Raw genomic sequence first — 19388 nt, 5'->3', positions numbered from 1 at the left:
TCGACAAAAAAATTATTTAGGAGCAAACAGGGATGGCATTCAACATTCGGCGCATGACTGAATCAGATGTTGATGCAGTTTATTTAATTGAAAAAAATGCGCATATTGCTCCTTGGAGTAGAGAGATTTTAAGGGATTGCGTTCGTGTGGGATATGATTGTCGCCTATTCGAAGTTGATGAAGGAAGTCAGCGACTCATTGGTGGTTATATTATTTCCAGACACAGTAACAAATGCGGTCATATTTTAAATTTTTGTATTGCCAAACCATTTCAATCAAAAGGTTATGGACGCCAATTTCTGAAAAAAGTGCTTTTTTCTTTAACTGAATCACAGCATATTGATTATGTCACTCTTGAAGTGCGGCCTAGCAATAAAGCAGCGTTATCTCTTTATCAGAGTATGGGCTTTGAACAAGCAGAAATTAAACCGGGTTATTACATAGAAGATAATAAGATTGAAGATGCAATTGTATTGAAAAAGATATTACACATTCAAAATTAAAATCCTGATAAAAAATATATAAAAATTCACTGTCAAGACTGTTTTTTAAATCTTTCTTTAGTTATGATACACGACCCCCACAGTACGATCTTAAATTTCCTTTCCTGTGAATAACTTTTATTAAAAAGTCGCTTTTTATTTCATTTTTTTACTAAAAAATTCATATACCCCTTGTGTAGCGGGGTATTGTTATTTTTAAAAAAATGTATTGATGATGTGGTTATCCACAGAAACTGTGGATAACACTGTGAATAGGACTATGAATTACTTGATAAATAAGCTCATTTTAAAGATGTTCTAAAATAACCCAATCATGAAATACACACTGTTATCTATTGCAGTAAAAGCAGAATATGAGAGGGCTCGTATATTTGGTATTGCTAGAATTCAAGCCGGATCTGTAATGATATTTATTTGGACATCATGGATTTTGTCATAACAAATATCCATGACAAATATAAATTGCATGTGGTACTCTTTACCGTTTTAAACAATGCAATTTTTTTCGTAATTGCACTGATTTTTCTGTTAATTAAATGATTTATATGTTGAGAATACATTCATGAGAAGAGCAAAACCCAAACACAATCCAACCCCGCAAACTGCTCAAATCGATAATTTAAGCCATGATGGAAAAGGAGTTGCACGTATTCAAGGTAAGGCAACTTTTATTCAAGGTGCTTTGCCAGGTGAATTAGTTGAGTTCCAGTATAAAAGGATAAAAAAAGATTTTGATGAAGGCCTTTTACTTAAGGTTCTTAAACCATCTTCCTTACGGGTCGAACCTAAGTGCCCGCATTATTCTATGTGTGGGGGTTGCTCATTACAACATATGAGTGCAGAAGAACAGATTCATTTTAAACAAGAGCAATTATTGGATTTGTTATCACGATACGGTCATACCAACCCCCAAACTGTGTTATTACCTCTAGTTTCAAATTATTGGAATTACAGAAATAAGGCACGATTAAGCGTACGATTTGTTGAGAAGAAACAGACTTCAATGGTTGGTTTTAGGGAACGTAATAATCCTAGGTATATTACTGAAATTACCCAATGTCCTGTTTTAAATGCCAAACTTGATGCAGATATCATTCCATTAAGACAATTGATCGATTCGATGCAAGATAAACATTGTATTGCACAAATTGAAGTTGCTGCTGGCGATGATGAGGTTGCTCTTATTTTTCGGAATTTAACTGCTTTAAATGGTGAGGATGAGTTAAAAATTCAAAAATTTGCTGAAGACTATCAATATAAAATTTTTCTTCAGCCTGGTGGTCCCGATAGCGTTTATTGTTTTTATCCACCCAAATCCAGTGAGTATCTCACATACACATTACCGGACTATCTGATTACCTATTCATTTCATCCCACAGATTTTACGCAAGTGAATTCTGCGTTAAATCGTTCCATGGTATCGCAAGCCATACAACTTATGGACTTAAAAAGTACAGATATAGTGCTAGACTTATTTTGTGGGTTGGGAAATTTTTCACTTCCAATGGCTAAATTTTGTGCCAAAGTACTCGGTGTTGAAGGCAGTAAGACTATGGTTGAAAGAGCATACATGAATGCCAAATTAAACCATATTCAAAATGTAGATTTTTATGCGGCAAATTTGGATGATGTTAATGAAGTTAAGAAACTGGTTCAGCAGCCTTGTAGTAAAGTATTAATTGACCCTCCTCGATCAGGCGCGCTTGAAATTGTGAAACAAATTGATGCATTAAATCCAGAGCGTATTGTTTATGTATCGTGTAATCCCGTAACATTAGCACGAGATACTGATATATTAGTCAATCAAAAAGGCTATACACTGATAAAAGCAGGAGTAATGGATATGTTCCCTCATACTGCCCATGTTGAGTCGATAGCGTTATTTGAAAAAGGATAAAACTCATGGTTAGAGTAAAAGATACCGTTCCATTGTGCGAAGATGGAAGCATTGATGTTGATTTATGGCTTCATCAATTAGGCGCAAAAGGTTATTTGGAAAATCTTGAACTCATTCGTAGCGCATGTGCTCTCAGTCAGCTTGCAGGTCAAGAACATGCTACAGAAACAGGTCATTCTTGTTTGCAACAAGGATTGATTATGGCGGATTTACTTGCTGATCTTGAAGTTGACCCAGAAACGCTGGCTGCTGCAATTATTTTTGAAAATGTGCATTATGCCGATCTGTCCATTGATGATGTGTCGGAGCAGTTGGGTCCTAATATTGCGAAGCTCGTGAAAGGTATTGAGCGCATGAGCGCGATGCACAGTTTTCAAGGATTAAATAAATACCCACAAAATAAGCAACAAATTGATAACATTCGCAAAATGTTATTGGCTATGGTTGATGATGTGCGGGCTGTATTGATCAAGCTTGCTGAACGCTTGTGTGTTTTAAGAACCGCCACTCATTTATCTGAAGAATTACGCAAACAATTAGCTACCGAGGCAATGGAAATTTATGCTCCTTTAGCCAATAGACTGGGAATAGGGGCCATTAAATGGGAAATGGAAGACTTGGCTTTTCGTCATTTACACCCTGAAGATTATAAAGCGATTGCCAAGGGTCTGAAGGCGAAACGACTGGAGCGCGATAACTTTGTCAATACAATTGTTGGCCAGCTTAATGAACAAATTAAAGCAAGTGGAATAGATCATTTTGCTGTTTACGGTAGATCAAAACATATCCATAGTATTTATAAAAAGATGACCCGTAAGAATGTGTCGCTGGATGAAATTTATGATGCTACAGCGGTACGTGTCCTCGTAGATACCCAACCTCAATGTTATGAGGTCTTAGGTATGGTGCATACACTTTGGAAGCAAATTCCAGCTGAGTTCGATGATTACATTATCAATCCTAAAGCAAATGGCTATCAATCGTTGCATACAGCAGTTACAGGCCCTGAAGGTCGAGCTTTTGAAGTACAAATAAGAACATTTCATATGCATGATTTGGCCGAAATGGGGGTTGCCGCACATTGGAAATATAAAGAGGGTGGTTTTAAACAGAAACAAAGCCATGAACGTAAAATTGAATGGTTACGCGATGTATTGGCTTGGCATCGAGAAATGGCAAGTAATAAAGGGGTTCCTGAAAGTACTACCACAGAGTTTCTCGAAGATAGGGTTTATGTTTTTACTCCTGATGGTGATGTTCTTGATCTACCTCAAGGCGTTACTCCTTTGGATTTTGCATATCATGTACACAGTGATTTAGGGCATCGCTGTCGAGGGGCCCGTATCAATGGCCATATCGTTCCTTTGACTTATCAACTGAAAACAGGAGATAAGGTGGAGATTTTGGCTGGAAAAGAAATCAAGCCATCTCGTGATTGGATCAATCCTCACTTGAACTATCTCAAAACATCCCGAGCTAAGGCCAAAGTATTGCATTGGTTTAAAATGCAAGATTATGATCGAAACATCCAGGATGGACGTGAGTTATTAGATAAAGAATTAAAATCTTTAGGAATAAAATCTGATAAACTGAATGAAGTAGCGACGGCACTGCATTTCAAAAAACTTGATGATCTGTATGCAAATCTTGGACGTGGTGATATCAAGATAGGACAAATCATCAGTAAGCTTGCTCCACCACCTACTTCAGAACTCAATCTTGAGCGATTTGTTAAACCACAGGCCAAGCCAGAGGTTACGGGGAGCGATCTTCGAATTGAAGGGGTCGGTAATTTATTAACTTTTATGGCTCGATGCTGCCAACCTGTCCCAGGTGATCCAGTAATTGGCTACATCACTATAGGAAGAGGTGTGTCAGTACATAGGCCAGATTGCCCTAACATTATTCATGCGAGTGAACGGCAAAAGCAACGCTTCCTGCAAGTTACTTGGGGCAGTGCTACACGTGAAAACTATGTAGTGGATATTTTAATCAAGGCATTTGATCGTTCTGAGCTTTTAAAAGATGTCACATCATTACTTGCCAATGAAAAAGCACATGTTTATGCACTACAAACGCAAAGTAACAAACAAGAAAACATGGCCTATATTACATTAACTGTAGATGTTGATGGTCTAAATAGTCTCTCTCGCCTATTAACAAAATTAGAGCAAATCCCGAATGTTCTTGAGGCACGAAGACAGCTCTAAGTCGCTGCCTGATAAAATGCAGCACTGGCTGCAGTTCAGCCATTGTGTTTCCCTTTTCTCCTTGAGGAGAAGGTGCCCGTATCGGGAGGAGGGAAACCCTCACCCACAAGTGGGAGAGGGGAATTTCGTATGATCGCTGCACTGGACCCAGGCTACAACTATATTTCTATTCAAAAATAAATCCTGCAACAACAGCGCGGTGCTCACTCAGCAACACATTATAAGTACGACATGCTGCACCTACAGACATGCATTCTATACCTATTTGCTGTTCTGTCAGTTGATTGAGAATTGACAGAGGCAGGAGTTTTCCGGTATGTTCATGACCAATGATGATAATTTCCGGTTTAAATTGCGTTAATAAGTTCATATAGTGTGCATCAATTTCTTCGATGGTTTTAATTGCAAGATCACTAATGATTGCTGTTTTAGAAATTATTAAACTGCGTTCATAAACAATGGAATTAATCTGAATTTTGTTATCACTATAAGCTTGTACTGCGTGTTGTTCCGCGGACTCTAAATTGATATTCATGGTTTAGAATGTTCAAATGAATTATACATAGCTACAAGTATACTACAGAGGTCACTATTATGAGTCAATTTCCGCGCATAAATCGTTTGCCCCCTTATGTTTTTAATACTTTAACGCAATTAAAAACCGAAGCGCGGGCGCGGGGAGAAGACATTATTGATTTCGGTATGGGAAATCCAGATCAACCCACACCACCTCATATTGTAAATAAGTTGATTGAGGCAGTACAAAGGCCAGATACCCATCGATATTCTATGTCGAAAGGTATACCAAGGTTAAGACGGGCTATGGCCTCCTGGTATCAACGCAACTATGATGTATCTTTAAATAGTGAAACACAAATATTAGCTACTATTGGTTCAAAAGAGGGATTGGCTCATTTGGCCTTAGCGATAAGTGGGCCTGGAGATACCATACTGGTCCCTGATCCAGCTTACCCTATCCATACCTATGGATTTATTATTGCAGGTGCTAACGTCAAACAAATTCCTTTGATTAATGAAACTCAGTTTTTAGCGTCAATAGAGGATACAATTAATCGAAGCTTGCCGAAACCTAAAGCATTAGTCATTAATTTCCCGGCTAATCCAAGTACGCATTGTGTTGATTATTCCTTTTTTGAGCAAGTAATTGATCTGGCGAAAAAACATAAAATTTGGGTAATTCATGATTTAGCTTATGCTGATATTGTATTTGATGGATATAAAGCTCCATCAATACTTCAAGTACCCGGCGCTACGGATGTTGCCATCGAAACTTATTCGATGTCCAAGTCATATAATATGCCGGGTTGGCGAGTTGGTTTTGCTTGTGGAAATGAGGAACTCGTTGCCGCGCTTACTCGAATTAAATCTTATTTGGATTACGGTACGTTTACACCAATCCAAGTAGCTGCTATTGCCGCACTGGATGGGCCTGATGAGTGTGTGCATGAAATCAGGGCACTCTATGAGAAAAGACGTAATATTCTTTGTGATGGTTTAAATGAGATTGGCTGGGAAGTGACTCGACCCAAAGCAACTATGTTCGTTTGGGCACCTATCCCAACTCATTATCAACACATGGGGTCACTTGAATTCAGCAAATATTTACTTAAAGAAGCTCATGTCGCTGTATCCCCAGGGATAGGCTTTGGCCAACAAGGTGATCATCATGTTCGTTTTGGTTTAATAGAAAATAAAGATCGGATGCGACAAGCATTACGAAACTTAAAGGCATTATTTCGTAGAGATGGATTGATTAAGGCCGAAGAAACATGCATGTTGTAATTGACTCAGAGTGTAATTCTATTCCAGAACGAATGAGTCCACTACCCTCAGAAGGGAATGTGTTACTCAATTTTTTATTGAGCCTGGGCTATGAACCTACTAATCCACCTTATGCCGATTTATTAAAGCGACATCATAATTTGGAAGGCGAGTGGTTCATAGTCACACCAGTTCACTGGGAAGCGACTCATAATGATGCGATGATAGTTGCCTCGGCTAGAGACTTACAGCTGGAAGAGAGTGAGTCGAGATCATGGTTTGACGTATTTTCACAGTATTTGGCTGAAGACGAGACCGTACTTTATTATCATGATGCGGAAACCTGGTTGCTTAATACGAATAAAAAATATTCTTTAAATGCAAAACCTCCCCATCATATATTGCATCAATCCTTAATGCCCGAATTGACCCAACTTGATAACTCGATGCATTGGCAGAAATTCATCACTGAAAGCCAAATGCTGTTCGCTTCAAGACCCAATCAGTCTTTAATTAATGGATTGTGGGTTTGGGGGAATGCAAAACTGAATGAGAAAAAAGCACTTAATATTTGTGTTGACGCGCATTTTTTTTCATTTGCGACATTATGTAGTACTCAGGTTACTGTGTATAGCCCAGAAATAAAGCTCAAGGACTTTCAAATTTTATTACTCTCTGAGTTTTCAATACTGAGCAAGCAACATCAAGAAGAATTAGAAAAAATGCCCGTTCATTTGTATTGGAATAATACTGCTTATTTGATGAATAGCGGCAGGTGGTATGCCCGTTTATGGAGAAAAATAATACATGCTAATTAAACAACGCCCCAAGCCATCACACATACTCGATTTACCTAATGTGCCTGATGTACTCAGGCGAATATTTGCAAACAGGGGAATAAAAGAATCGTGTCAATTGGATAAACAACTCCAAACATTACTCCCTTTTGACAGCTTCAAAGGAATAAACGAGGCTTGTGTTCGTTTAGAGAGCGCATTACGTGAACAGCATAGAATTTTAATCATTGGTGATTTTGATGCGGATGGTGCAACATCAACCGCACTTGCTGTCACTGCTTTACGGGCTATGGGGGCTCAATTTGTTGATTATTTGGTTCCTAATCGGTTTGAGTTTGGCTATGGTTTAACACCTCAAATCGTTGAGGTGGCCAGTAAATGGAAGCCTGATCTCATTATCACCGTAGATAACGGTATTGCTAGTGTTGAGGGTGTGGAAAAAGCAAACCAGTTAGGGATTGATGTTTTAATCACCGATCATCATTTGCCTGCAGATACTCTTCCTGCTGCCTGCGCTATTGTGAACCCAAATCAGCCAGATTGTAAATTTCCCAGTAAATCGATTGCTGGCGTAGGGGTTATTTTTTACGTCATGCTGGCTTTGCGTAGACATTTGGTGAAAGCAAATTGGTTCCATGAAATGAATATCACTGAACCTAATATGGCCAGTTTTTTGGATTTAGTGGCATTAGGCACTGTCGCTGATGTAGTGGGGCTGGATCAGAATAACCGCATTATGGTGAATCAAGGTCTTTCCAGAATACGTCAAGGACAATGTCGTGTAGGAATAAAGGCTTTGATTGAAGTCTCTGGACGTGAGTATGCGCGACTAAGAGAGTCTGATCTAGGTTTTGCTATTGCACCAAGACTTAATGCCGCTGGAAGATTGGACGATATGGCCTTAGGCATAGAATGCTTAATTACTACAGATCCCCAACAAGCTAGAAACTATTGTCAACAACTCGATGAGTTAAATGAAGAAAGAAAGTTAATTGAAACTGAAATGAAAGAGCAAGCAATGCTTGCATTGGAAAAACTTGCTTTAAGTACAGAATATACAAGTAATCATTTACCCATCGCTTTATGCCTTTTTGATAAAACCTGGCATCAGGGGGTAATTGGAATTTTAGCGGGACGGGTGAAAGAGCGATATCATCGTCCTGTAATAGCTTTTGCAGAAGTCAGTGAACATGAATTAAAAGGATCTGCGCGGTCAGTTCCTGATTTAAATATCCGAGATGTATTGGCAGCAATTGATAAGGATAATCCAGGGCTCATCTGTAAATTTGGTGGTCATGCTATGGCTGCAGGTCTGAGTATTCATCCAAACTCGTTTAAAGCCTTTAGGGAAGCATTAATTTCTGAAGTGAGTAAGCATATTGATTTATCTCAATGCGAAGGGGAAGTGCTTACTGATGGGCCATTGCAACCTGAAGAGCTTAATATTGAGATTGCTCAATTGATCCAGCAAGCAGGTCCTTGGGGACAGCAATTTGCTGAACCCGTATTTGATAATGTTTTTGAAGTGCTGGAGCAACGGCTGGTAGGAAAAAATCATTTGAAAATGACTTTGGCAACAACACAGGGTGATCAACAGGTGGATGCGATTGCATTTAACATTGATTTAAAATCTTGGCCGAACCACAGAGTAAAATACATCCATGCGGCTTATAAGCTTGATATTAATTTTTACCAAGGACGTACCCGCCTACAATTACTGATTCAAGCGATGAATGCGGTCAATCAAAAATAGAGTGAAGTGCTTATCTCCCCCTCACGCCTCACTATACTCGGGATGGAGGGGAGCGTATTGCATCGGCATCTGCTGCAATACGGTTATTTTTTTGCACAAAAAATTTTAGTTTCAGTTATAATCAGTACTTTTTAACCGAACAATAATAGTGACGAATATTCTGCTTTCTCCTTTGTCTATTGCTCCGATGATCGATTGGACCTACAGTCATTTTCGAGTTTTTATGCGATTTTTGGCTCCTCATGCACTTTTGTATACTGAAATGCAAACTACTGGGGCAATTCAAAACAATCCTGTGCGTTCGTTGCAATTTAGTGCAAAAGAGCATCCCATCGCACTTCAACTTGGTGGTTCCGATCCTGATGCATTGGCGCAATGCACTCATCGTGCTGAGCAAGAAGGATATGATGAGGTGAATATCAATCTTGGCTGCCCCAGTGATAAAGTTCAAGCAGGCCGTTTTGGTGCCTGTTTGATGAAAGAACCCAAACAGGTCGTTGATTGTATTCATGCTATGCGACAAACAGTGGGTATTCCTGTTACAGCCAAAACTAGAATCGGAATTGATCATCAAGACAGTTATGAATTTTTTAGTGATTTTGTTCATCAATTGGTTGAGGCCGGGGCACAAAAGATTATTGTTCATGCACGTAAAGCATGGCTAAACGGTTTAAATCCAAAACAAAATCGAACAATTCCACCAGTTAATTACGAATATGTTTATCGTCTTAAAAGGGAAATTCCTACAATTCCGATAGTGATCAATGGCAATATTTTGAATATCGGAGAAATTACCGAACATCTTCAACATGTTGAAGGAGTGATGCTTGGACGTTTAGCATGTGACAATCCTTTTCAAATAGCAACAATACATCAAGCGCTTTATCCTGAATCTCCCGTGAGAACACGCAGTCAGGTATTTAACTATTACTTGGATTATTTGCTTGATCAATACAGCAAAGGTGTATCGCTTAGTTTACTAATAAAACCTATATTCAACCTAGCTTTTGGTTTACCTGGCGCCAGTCAGTGGAAAAAAAAGTTGATGCTTATTTTGCAGGATAAAGATTTAACTTTGTTTCAAGAGCTAAGCGAGTATCTTCAGAATATTGAATTGCTTGCAGCGGTTTGATGAGAATTCAAATGTATCTAATCGTTACCCGTTTCGTTACGCAAAGGAGTTTAATACCCTGACTTGCTGTGTTTTATGGATAAAGGCAAAAATCAATATCTGACCCTATATTTTTGAAAAATAATAAGTTACTGTGTAGCATATCCTGACATGCAGGTCGAATCACATTATAAAGAGGGTTAAATGCAAGAACGATTTTTTAAGGAAGCCAGCCCCGATCTTTCAATGTCACTCCCATCTCTGAGTTTGGAAGATTTACACCATTTACAAACTTTATGTGATGAAGAGGTTGATATCAATACCTTGCTGATTCAAAAAATGCCTAAAACAGATTTACATGTTCACGCTGAGGCTGGCTTTTTAATTGATATTGAATTAGCTAAAGTTATAGCTGAGCGAAATAATATCCCTTTTCCATATGACTTGATCGATGAACAAACCCAGCAATGGAAATTTACTGGTTCGGATGATTTGGATCAATTCATCAAAGACTTTCGACGCATTTCGAATCTGTTGAAAACGCCTCAAGATATCGAAGATCTCACCTATGCATTTTATAAATATTGTTATGAGCATCATGTCATTTTCGCTTTGCCAGGAATATCCTGGATTCAATGTAAAGAACATATAACTTTTGTTGAATTTAACCAGGCCTATAACCGTGGCATTGCGCGAGGGATCAAAGAGTTTGGTGATGTCACCACATTAAGATTACGCTATTATCAAGAGCGACACATAGATCCAGAAGATTTTCAGAGCATATGGGGTACCATTCAACAATATCCCAATCCGATGGTGACAACAATAGGCCTTGCAGGCGCGGAAGAAGGGTTCCCTCTAGAGCGTTTTTTTAATTTTTTCGATGAGATCAATCATTACAGACAGCAAAAGGGGAATCCTTGGTATTTTATCACCGCCCATATCGAGCCAGAAGCACAGAAACATACCTTGGAAACTGCAAAAAAATATCTTGACCGATTTGCCCATGGCAGAAATGTTGCCAATTATCCAGAACTCGAAAAAACACTTAAATCTGATGGCATGACACTTGAGCTATGCCCTTTAAGTGATGTTGCATTTTTTCCAAAATCGATACCCAATTTAAAATCTCATACTCAATTTCAAACTTTATTTAAAGATGAAATGATTTCTTTAAATTCTGATGACCCCGCATTTTGTGGGCCCATTGATCAGGTATATCAGGCTGTTTTTAAAGAACTCGAATGCGACATGGCACTTTTATTCCGATGCACTTATAACGGTCTATTTGCGGTAGCACCCAGTACCTTAGATGCGATGCATCGTTTCGCACCAGAAATGTATCAGGACCACATGTTATTCCTTAAGCACAGCCTGTTGAAACTTAAATTTTTTGAACAATATTTTCATTTATTACAAGAGATTAAAACAATAAGTGATGAATATCGCGAACTAAAAAAAAGCATTTTGGGGATTAGCTTACACACACCCATAAGTGAATTAAATCACCTCTCATCATCTCTTTTAAAAATTGGAAAAGAGATTAGCATCAGCTCATTAATCGATATAAAACAGGAAATTATCAGAACGGCTAAACTATTAGAAAAAAACACGTTGCACGCCATAGATAAATTTGAACACAATTGTCTCCTCGCAGAAGAGCAAAGCATCTACTGTCTTGAATCATGATTTAAGACAGTTCCGCATCCAATTATCCTGAAGTGCTAAAATAATGAATGGTCGAAATGAAAAATTGCGTTTTTAAATTTCATCTAACAACATGATAATTCTTGGGATAAGCATCATGTCGGGACAACCTATGACAAGGGGAAAGTTGTTTTTAGAATTAAGGTGAGAAGGTTGCAGTTATTCAACACGTGTTCGTATCTCAAAAAAAGTTTAATGTTGGAACTTGTATTGGTTTACCTGCTCGTTTCTGTCGTACTTAAAGTAGGAAGTGCATCAGGTATTATGCAGGCAGACAAAACCCAGATTTATGAGTTGATTGACGCTAGGGTAATGCAACGAAGGATCTCTGATTTGGAGTTCCCTCGCTGCAGTCGGGATTACGTTGCTCCTAATAGAGATTACAGATTAACAAACGTTTGGTGCAAACGTTCTTCTGCATCTTCACCTAGCAGCTTTTGTGCTTTGTCATAGAAAATTTGCGTCGTTTCTCCTCGTTTGTTGAAAAAGCCGTGATTATTCTTTTTAGCGGAGGCCGCGATCATCCCCGCGACTTTTTCTACGGTTTCTGAAAAGGTCACCGAGCCTTTTTGCGCCTCTTCAATCTCTTTAAGGACGGCATGCATTCCTTTAGGAATGAGATTGGAAGCACCTGTAGTTGATTTAACTTTCTCCCCACCAAAATAACCAATATCCCACTGTGTGTCGATTATGAGGTACTTAAGTACTTCTAATATTGCTTTATTCACAGCTTCTTTAGGCGACTCTGGGGCAATAATTGAGTCTTTATGAATCTGGAAACTATCAATCGTTCCATTGGCATTTCTTGTTTTCAATTGCCATTCCGAAACCTGAGCCAAGTGATTTAATTGATAGTGTAGAAATTCTTTCCTAAAGATATTTTTTTTATTTTTATCCATAGCAGATTTTTGCAAATCAGAATAGATAGTATGAATGGGGGTCGTACGCAACTGGGTTTCATAGTCCGAAAAGCTATCGTTCAATGCTGGCTCATTTTCAGGTTCAATCCAAGGATAACCTATTGATTTGGTACATTCTTGAATCTTTGCCATTTGCTCTAAAGCAGATTTAGACTTGATATCTCCGAGCTGAGTAAAAAATGCATTGGCCTGTCCTTTCACTTGTAAATCAAAAAGCAGGTTTGCAAAATAATCTCTCTCTTTCGTGCTCGCATCTTTATACCAAGTGAACACTTTTTCTATGATCTTTGCTAAATCATCGACATCGATATCACTATATCTGCTCGAGCGAGTTTGTTGATATTCGTACAGCCTCAAATACAGTTTCAACATTGGGGTTAGACATTGAGCAATTTTAGTTGTATCGGTTGGATCCGCTTTTGCATATTCAGCGCCAGTAGTTGCTGTCAGTAAAAGTTTGGGACCATACTTGACCATTACCGCCGGAGTCTCTCCAGTGCCTGTATTATTGAGAAATTCTACTAACTTCTCTTGTTCTCTTTTAGGTAACTGATGGAATGCAGCATCAATACTTTCTACAAATAAACGAGTCCTCGCTTCGTATTGTCCTGTGTCACGAATTGTAATTTTTTTATTGTTTGGATTTTGTCTCGTTTTAAATAAATGACAACGTAACATTTGCGCAATACGTGTTATTGCTGCATCGTGCAATGAAGCCTCAGAGCCGAGAATATCAGGGATGGCTTTCGCTAATTTTTTGCGATATAGAGTATAGGCTTCTTCGGCAGGATCTTTACCTGGCTTTTGTTCCTGAGCTACGCTAACTAAAGTTTTATAAAGTAGATTGATTTTTAGATGAATTTCAGGCGAACTTCCAGGAGCACTAACCATTGTATCAGAAGGTTTCGCGCCAAAAATGTCATAGCAATGATGTACAAAAACCAACTCAGCAAGTTTTGGATTTTTTTTGTACGCAGCAAAAAATAAATCTAATCCTTTTTTAATTCCTGCAAAAGGAATTTCTCCTTGAACAATTTGGGCAATGTTCATTTCATTGCATAAATTGAATAGTTCATCACATAAAATAAATGCTTCTTTATTTTTTTGTTCTTCTTCAGGTGCGGGACCACCCCATAATAAATATTCTGTAGCTGTACAATCCTTTTCTTGAGCACCAACAAAACCATAAAGTTCTAGAGCCATGTCATGATCAACATATTCTTTTGCTTTCTCGAATTGATCTGCATCAGAGGGAGAAAGGTGTTTGTTATCAGTGCACTTAAAATAGCTGCCAGATGGAAGCCGAATTAAATAATTCCCCTTGCTATCCCGATGAACTGCATTTTTTATTTGGTCCCCTTTTCCTGCATCATGAAGTGCTAAATGCAAATAAAACGCAGTTTTATTGGTTGCAGAATGACCATCTAAACCCAGTAGTTTTTTATATTTTGAAGACATGCCCCAAACACCGCTTGAAAAAGCAGTGGGAAATTGGTTTAGGGTGGCCAAAAAATAGTATAGAACGCTATTACCAGTTCGTTTAAATTCAAAATCCAATTTGCCATTTTGCTGCAGTAAATTGCATGCTCTTTCAGTTGGCATCAATCTGGGTCTCAGCATATTAACGAAGAGGCCTGTCAAGGCAGTATATTTTTTCTCTGTTGTCGGCTGCTGGAAGGCTTTGTTGATTTCTTGAATCATTGATTCTGGCAAATCATGGTTTTCAGTAAGTTGTAGGAATGCTTCGATTTCTCTAACCCATTGTAGGAGATTTTCACCTAATGCATTTTTATTCTCGGCTTCTAATGTTTCAGCGCTAAGAAAATATTTATTTGCTTCATCCAGGTTAGCCTGAGCTTGTAGTTTGAGCTGCTGTTGCAGTTCCAATAAGTTCGCCTTTATCCACAGAGAATTAATGTGCTGCTCTTTTTCTGGATCCGTTTGACCTTGTTGTTTTAGCTGATGTAATTCAGCTTTTAATTTAATGATTTTTTTATAGCAATCCACTAAAGGCTCTTGTTCTTTGACACAGCCCACAGCAATGAGATGTAATAGAGAAGTAAAGAATATGGGATCTATTTCTTTTCCATAAATAAAGTGCCCATCACTTTCAATCGCAATATCTTTTTTCTCTTGTTCCTCAGGAACGGAAGAGTCAATTAACACTCCGGTATCATTGACCATGCGTAGGCGGAGATCATGAGCAGGTATTTGAGCTGTCTCCTTAAATAGCATTTCTTTAGTTACTTCAGTTCCAATGGACTCTTTCCAATTGATTATTCCAATTAATGCCAAAAGTGAAGCCACAACATCATGAGGCCAAAATCCTTTGTATTTAGAACTTTTTATAAACTCGCCCATTGCTGTGAGTAGCGTAGGAGCATATTGTCCGGTTAATACAGGATAGGCACGAGACATAATGTCCGATGCCCCTTTCATCGATGTGATTTTACTGTAGTTAGGGAGTACTCGTGTTGTTTTTGAAACCACATGAAATGCTCTGTCATGGGTTAATGCTGCTACTGCAGAAGCTGCCCTCTTCGCGTCGGTGCTCCGTGCATTGTAGGGAAGATCCGAAGTTTGATAATCATTTTGAGAGTAAGGTTTATTATAACCCATGTTGATAAGGGTATACTTTTTCTGCTCTTCTGGTGCCATTTGTGCAAGAAAATCGCTAACTGTATTAAATGACGCGATATTAACTAAAGTTGTCTCTTCAGGACTTGCTTGCCCAATTTTTTGTAACCACGCATTGGGTTGTTCAGCAGTGCTTAAAAGAGAGTTCATTTTGGGCAATACATCAAATTGTGAATAATACTGAATCACTTCATCAGTAGGATAGAAGGCATCGCTTTGTGATGGCTCATGATGGTATTTTTTAAGTGGTTCGTTATAGCTGTAATAACTTGTTACTGGGCCAGCAATTACTTCGGGTAAATTACCTTTGGGCAGGTTTAATTGTTTCTGTAATTGTTCAATGTGCATTTGTAAATATAAAGCACGTAAACCGTATTTGCCATTGGGATCCTGCACTCCATATTGATTGCAAGGAATTTCGTCGGTGGTGATTAATTTAATCGGTGTCAAAGGATCTATAATACCTGCAGCTTTAGCTTGCATGATCACATGGACTGTAGCAAGCAAATCATCCCCATCTTTTCCTGGGTCAGTAAAAAAAACTATTTGTACCATTATTATCTCCTGTTAATTTTAAAATCAGGCTTTTATCACAATTCTTAATAAAAACATATTGTTATTTTTATTTGCAGAAGATCGGGCTGTGTTTTTTTAATTGTTCACTTTGTGCGCTTGCTAGGGTATTTCATGCTTAGAGTGTTTTTTTCTGGTACTAAGATTTTCACGGTAAGATATATTCTGAATCGATGTGTCATATAGATGACTAAAATATCGTATACTATGAGAGAAAATTGCGGAAAATTATGTTTTAGTTGTCTGTTTTGTCAGAAACTGTTCTTTTCACTAAGTTAAACCATGAAGATTCACTTAAATTAGTAGGTATTCATAGTATTTTTCCCCAAATTTTAGTACATTAAGCAATTTGTTATTTGATATCTCCAGAGGATTATTTAGGCCATGCTCAATACGTTGATTAAGAAAATGTTTGGAAGCCGAAATGAGCGTACATTGCGGCGTATGGAAAAGGCAGTAATGGCAATTAATGCATTTGAGCCACAAATGCAAGCACTCACTGATGCTGAATTGGCCGCAAAAACCCAGCATTTTAAAGCACGTTTTGCAGAGGGAGAAAGCCTTGATGAGATGTTAGCAGAGGCTTTTGCTACAGTAAGAGAGGTATCTGTACGCACTTTAGGCTTACGTCATTTTGATGTGCAGTTAATCGGTGGAATGGTGTTGCATGAAGGTAATATTGCTGAAATGCGAACAGGGGAAGGTAAAACATTAGTTGCCACTTTGCCTGCATACTTAAACGCGATCACTGGGCGTGGTGTCCATGTTGTTACAGTGAATGATTATCTTGCTAAACGGGATAGTCAATGGATGAAGCCTATCTTCGAGTTTTTGGGATTAACTGTAGGTGTGATTTTTCCTGATATGCCACATCCTGCAAAACAAGAAGCTTACCGTTGCGATATTGTATACGGAACAAACAATGAGTATGGCTTTGATTATTTGCGCGATAATATGGCTTTTAGTTTAGAAGACAAAGTACAAAGAGAGCTAAATTTTGCTATAGTGGACGAGGTGGATTCAATTCTCATCGATGAAGCACGTACCCCTCTGATTATTTCAGGTGCGGCTGAAGACAGTTCAGAACTTTATATCAAAATTAATACGTTGATCCCCCATTTGAAGAAACAAGAAGAAGAGGGTGGAGAAGGGGATTACACCGTTGATGAAAAACAAAAGCAGGCACATCTTACAGACGCAGGCCATCAACATATTGAAGAGTTACTGGTTAAAGCAAAACTTTTGGATCATGGTGAGAGCCTATATCATGCCAGTAACATTATGTTAATGCACCATGTCAATGCAGCATTAAAAGCCCATGCGATGTTTCATCGTGATGTCGATTATATCGTTAAAGACGGTCAGGTGATTATCGTTGATGAGCATACTGGTCGAACCATGCCTGGCCGAAGATGGTCTGAAGGGCTGCATCAGGCAGTTGAGGCTAAAGAGGGGGTCTCCATTCAAAATGAAAACCAAACTCTGGCTTCAATTACATTCCAGAATTTTTTCCGTATGTATAACAAATTATCAGGAATGACGGGAACAGCAGATACCGAAGCCTATGAATTACAGCAGATTTACAACCTTGATGTGGTTGTAATTCCTACAAATAAACCTATGGTACGCAAAGATGAGTCTGATTTGGTTTATTTAACTCAAAAAGATAAATTTGAGGCTGTTATCGAAGATATTCGTGGATGTATCGCGCGCAAACAACCTGTTCTTGTTGGTACTGTTTCGATAGAAGCGTCTGAATTTTTAAGTCAACTCCTTAAAAAAGAAAATATTAAACATCAAGTACTTAATGCTAAGTTCCATGAAAAAGAAGCACAGATTATTGCTGAAGCGGGTCGACCTGGTGCCGTAACCATTGCTACCAATATGGCTGGTCGGGGAACAGATATTGTACTGGGTGGAAGTTTATCTGCTGATTTGGCGCAATTGCCTGAAACAGCAACTGCCGATGAAATAGATGCTGTAAAAAAAGAGTGGCAAAAACGCCATGATGAAGTACTTGCAGCCGGCGGACTAAGAATTATAGGCTCAGAGCGTCATGAGTCACGCCGGATTGATAATCAGTTGCGAGGTCGTTCTGGACGTCAGGGCGATGTCGGAAGTAGCCGTTTCTACCTGTCACTTGAAGACAATTTGATGCGAATTTTTGCGTCAGATCGTGTTGCATCGATGATGCGTCGTTTAGGTATGAAACCGGGTGAGCCTATTGAACATAGCTTGGTTACCAAAGCAATTGAGAATGCTCAACGAAAGCTAGAAGGACACCATTTTGATGTCAGAAAGCAATTGCTAGATTATGACAATGTCGCTAATGATCAAAGGCAAGTCATCTATACTCAACGTGCCTCAATCATGGAAATGACGGATACTGAGGAGATGGTCAACACGATGAGAGAGGAAGTGATATCTAATCTTGTCGATACCTATATTCCTCCACAAAGTTTGGAGGATCAATGGGACCCCAAAGCTTTAAGTGATATCCTGATGGATGAATTTAAACTCAAAGCACCAGTACTTGAGTGGATTGAAGAAGATCATCATATCCAACCAGAACAAATTAGAGAAAAAGTGCTTGATCTCGCTGAACGTAAATACGATGAAAAAGTAAAACAAGCTGGAAGAGCCACGATGTCACAGTTTGAAAAGTCTGTGGTTTTACAAACCTTAGATAACCAATGGCGTGAACATTTGGCTGCAATGGATCAATTACGTCAAGGTATCCATTTACGTGGTTATGCGCAAAAAGATCCAAAACAAGAGTATAAAAAGGAGGCTTTCACTCTGTTTACCACCATGCTTGATAATTTAAAGTATGATGTAGTTCGTTTAATTTCTTCAGTTGAAATTCAAACTGAAGAAGACGTGAATGCCGTTGAAGAACAACGACGTGCTGATCAGGTCAGTAAAATGAGTTTACAACATGGCAGTTATGCCGATGAAAATGAAGAAGAAGCTCAGCCGCAAACCTACAAGCGACAAGAAAAGAAAGTAGGTCGAAATGATCCTTGTCCATGTGGATCAGGTAAAAAATATAAATCTTGTCATGGAAGCCTGGCGTGAGCATCACCGTTGCCGTAGCGGTCATTATTGATGAGCAGCAACGAATTCTAATAACCCAACGTCCTTTTCATGTACCTCATGGAGGATGTTGGGAATTTCCCGGCGGTAAATTAGAAACAGATGAGACATCATCATCCGCATTAATACGAGAAGTACGAGAAGAAGTGGGCTTAGAGGTTAATCAATACCAGTTACTCGGTGAAGTCCACCACCAATATCCTGATAAAACAGTAAAATTAATTATTTTTCTTGTGAATCAATTTTCTGGAGTGCCTTCCTGTTTGGAAGGGCAACTGGCTATGAAATGGGTTTACCAGCACGAGTTAAATCCTGAACAGTTCCCTGAAGCGAATCATGCAGTAATTGCTATGGTAAAAAATTACCTATTGACCTAGTGCTGCAAATCTTGAGGGTATGGCG

Annotated in this window: 12 protein-coding genes; 10 read left to right on the top strand and 2 right to left on the bottom strand. The window is 38.7% G+C overall.

Annotation, left to right across the window (positions count from 1 at the left end):
• Positions 1 to 32 precede the first annotated feature (32 nt).
• The 3 genes from rimI (at position 33) to relA (ending at position 4610) form a co-directional block, all read left to right on the top strand.
• A complete protein-coding gene (gene rimI / locus OQJ13_RS01205; protein WP_265708600.1) occupies positions 33 to 503 on the top strand; it encodes a ribosomal protein S18-alanine N-acetyltransferase in 471 nt (156 codons plus the stop codon).
• A 562-nt stretch (positions 504 to 1065) separates the two neighbouring features.
• On the top strand, positions 1066 to 2400 hold the full coding sequence (rlmD, locus tag OQJ13_RS01200; protein WP_265708598.1) for a 23S rRNA (uracil(1939)-C(5))-methyltransferase RlmD: 1335 nt from the start codon (positions 1066 to 1068) through the stop codon (positions 2398 to 2400).
• A gap of 5 nt (positions 2401 to 2405) precedes the next feature.
• Positions 2406 to 4610 carry a GTP diphosphokinase gene (gene relA, locus OQJ13_RS01195; RefSeq protein ID WP_265708597.1) on the top strand — a complete coding sequence of 735 codons (2205 nt, stop codon included), beginning with the start codon at positions 2406 to 2408 and terminating at the stop codon, positions 4608 to 4610.
• Positions 4611 to 4776: 166 nt separating this feature from the next.
• Here the strand turns inward: relA and OQJ13_RS01190 are convergent, their stop codons facing one another.
• The gene (locus tag OQJ13_RS01190; RefSeq protein WP_265708595.1) at positions 4777 to 5145 is read right to left on the bottom strand and encodes an Mth938-like domain-containing protein; all 369 of its coding nucleotides are present in this window, start codon (positions 5143 to 5145) and stop codon (positions 4777 to 4779) included.
• 59 nt (positions 5146 to 5204) lie between these two features.
• Here OQJ13_RS01190 and alaC point away from each other — a divergent pair, with 59 nt between their 5' ends.
• The 5 genes from alaC (at position 5205) to OQJ13_RS01165 (ending at position 11742) form a co-directional block, all read left to right on the top strand.
• Positions 5205 to 6413 carry an alanine transaminase gene (gene alaC, locus OQJ13_RS01185; RefSeq protein WP_265708593.1) on the top strand — a complete coding sequence of 403 codons (1209 nt, stop codon included), beginning with the start codon at positions 5205 to 5207 and terminating at the stop codon, positions 6411 to 6413.
• The gene (locus OQJ13_RS01180; RefSeq protein WP_265708591.1) at positions 6401 to 7210 is read left to right on the top strand and encodes a hypothetical protein; all 810 of its coding nucleotides are present in this window, start codon (positions 6401 to 6403) and stop codon (positions 7208 to 7210) included. The genes alaC and OQJ13_RS01180 overlap by 13 nt, the downstream gene beginning before the upstream one ends.
• A complete protein-coding gene (recJ, locus tag OQJ13_RS01175) occupies positions 7200 to 8942 on the top strand; it encodes a single-stranded-DNA-specific exonuclease RecJ (RefSeq protein WP_265708590.1) in 1743 nt (580 codons plus the stop codon). Before OQJ13_RS01180 ends, recJ begins: the two co-directional genes overlap by 11 nt.
• Positions 8943 to 9090: 148 nt before the next feature.
• On the top strand, positions 9091 to 10074 hold the full coding sequence (gene dusA / locus OQJ13_RS01170) for a tRNA dihydrouridine(20/20a) synthase DusA (protein ID WP_265708589.1): 984 nt from the start codon (positions 9091 to 9093) through the stop codon (positions 10072 to 10074).
• 183 nt (positions 10075 to 10257) lie between these two features.
• Positions 10258 to 11742 carry a hypothetical protein gene (locus OQJ13_RS01165; RefSeq protein ID WP_265708588.1) on the top strand — a complete coding sequence of 495 codons (1485 nt, stop codon included), beginning with the start codon at positions 10258 to 10260 and terminating at the stop codon, positions 11740 to 11742.
• 398 nt (positions 11743 to 12140) lie between these two features.
• On the opposite strand, the gene OQJ13_RS01160 is transcribed toward OQJ13_RS01165, so the two are convergent.
• Positions 12141 to 15872 (bottom strand): hypothetical protein, encoded by a 3732-nt coding sequence (locus tag OQJ13_RS01160; protein ID WP_265708586.1) that lies wholly within the window; start codon positions 15870 to 15872, stop codon positions 12141 to 12143.
• Between the two features lie 402 nt (positions 15873 to 16274).
• Here OQJ13_RS01160 and secA point away from each other — a divergent pair, with 402 nt between their 5' ends.
• Together secA and mutT are read left to right on the top strand one after the other, a co-directional pair.
• Positions 16275 to 18968: a preprotein translocase subunit SecA gene (gene secA / locus OQJ13_RS01155; RefSeq protein WP_265708585.1), complete on the top strand. Its 2694-nt coding sequence runs from the start codon at positions 16275 to 16277 to the stop codon at positions 18966 to 18968.
• Entirely contained in the window at positions 18965 to 19363 is a 399-nt protein-coding gene (gene mutT / locus OQJ13_RS01150) for an 8-oxo-dGTP diphosphatase MutT (RefSeq protein ID WP_265708584.1), read from the top strand. Before secA ends, mutT begins: the two co-directional genes overlap by 4 nt.
• Positions 19364 to 19388 lie beyond the last annotated feature (25 nt).

It is taken from the genome of Legionella sp. PATHC035 (genome assembly GCF_026191115.1).
GTDB lineage: Bacteria > Pseudomonadota > Gammaproteobacteria > Legionellales > Legionellaceae > Legionella.
The sequence above is the reverse complement of the archived record's forward strand: the minus strand, read 5'-3'. Positions and strand labels throughout refer to the sequence as shown.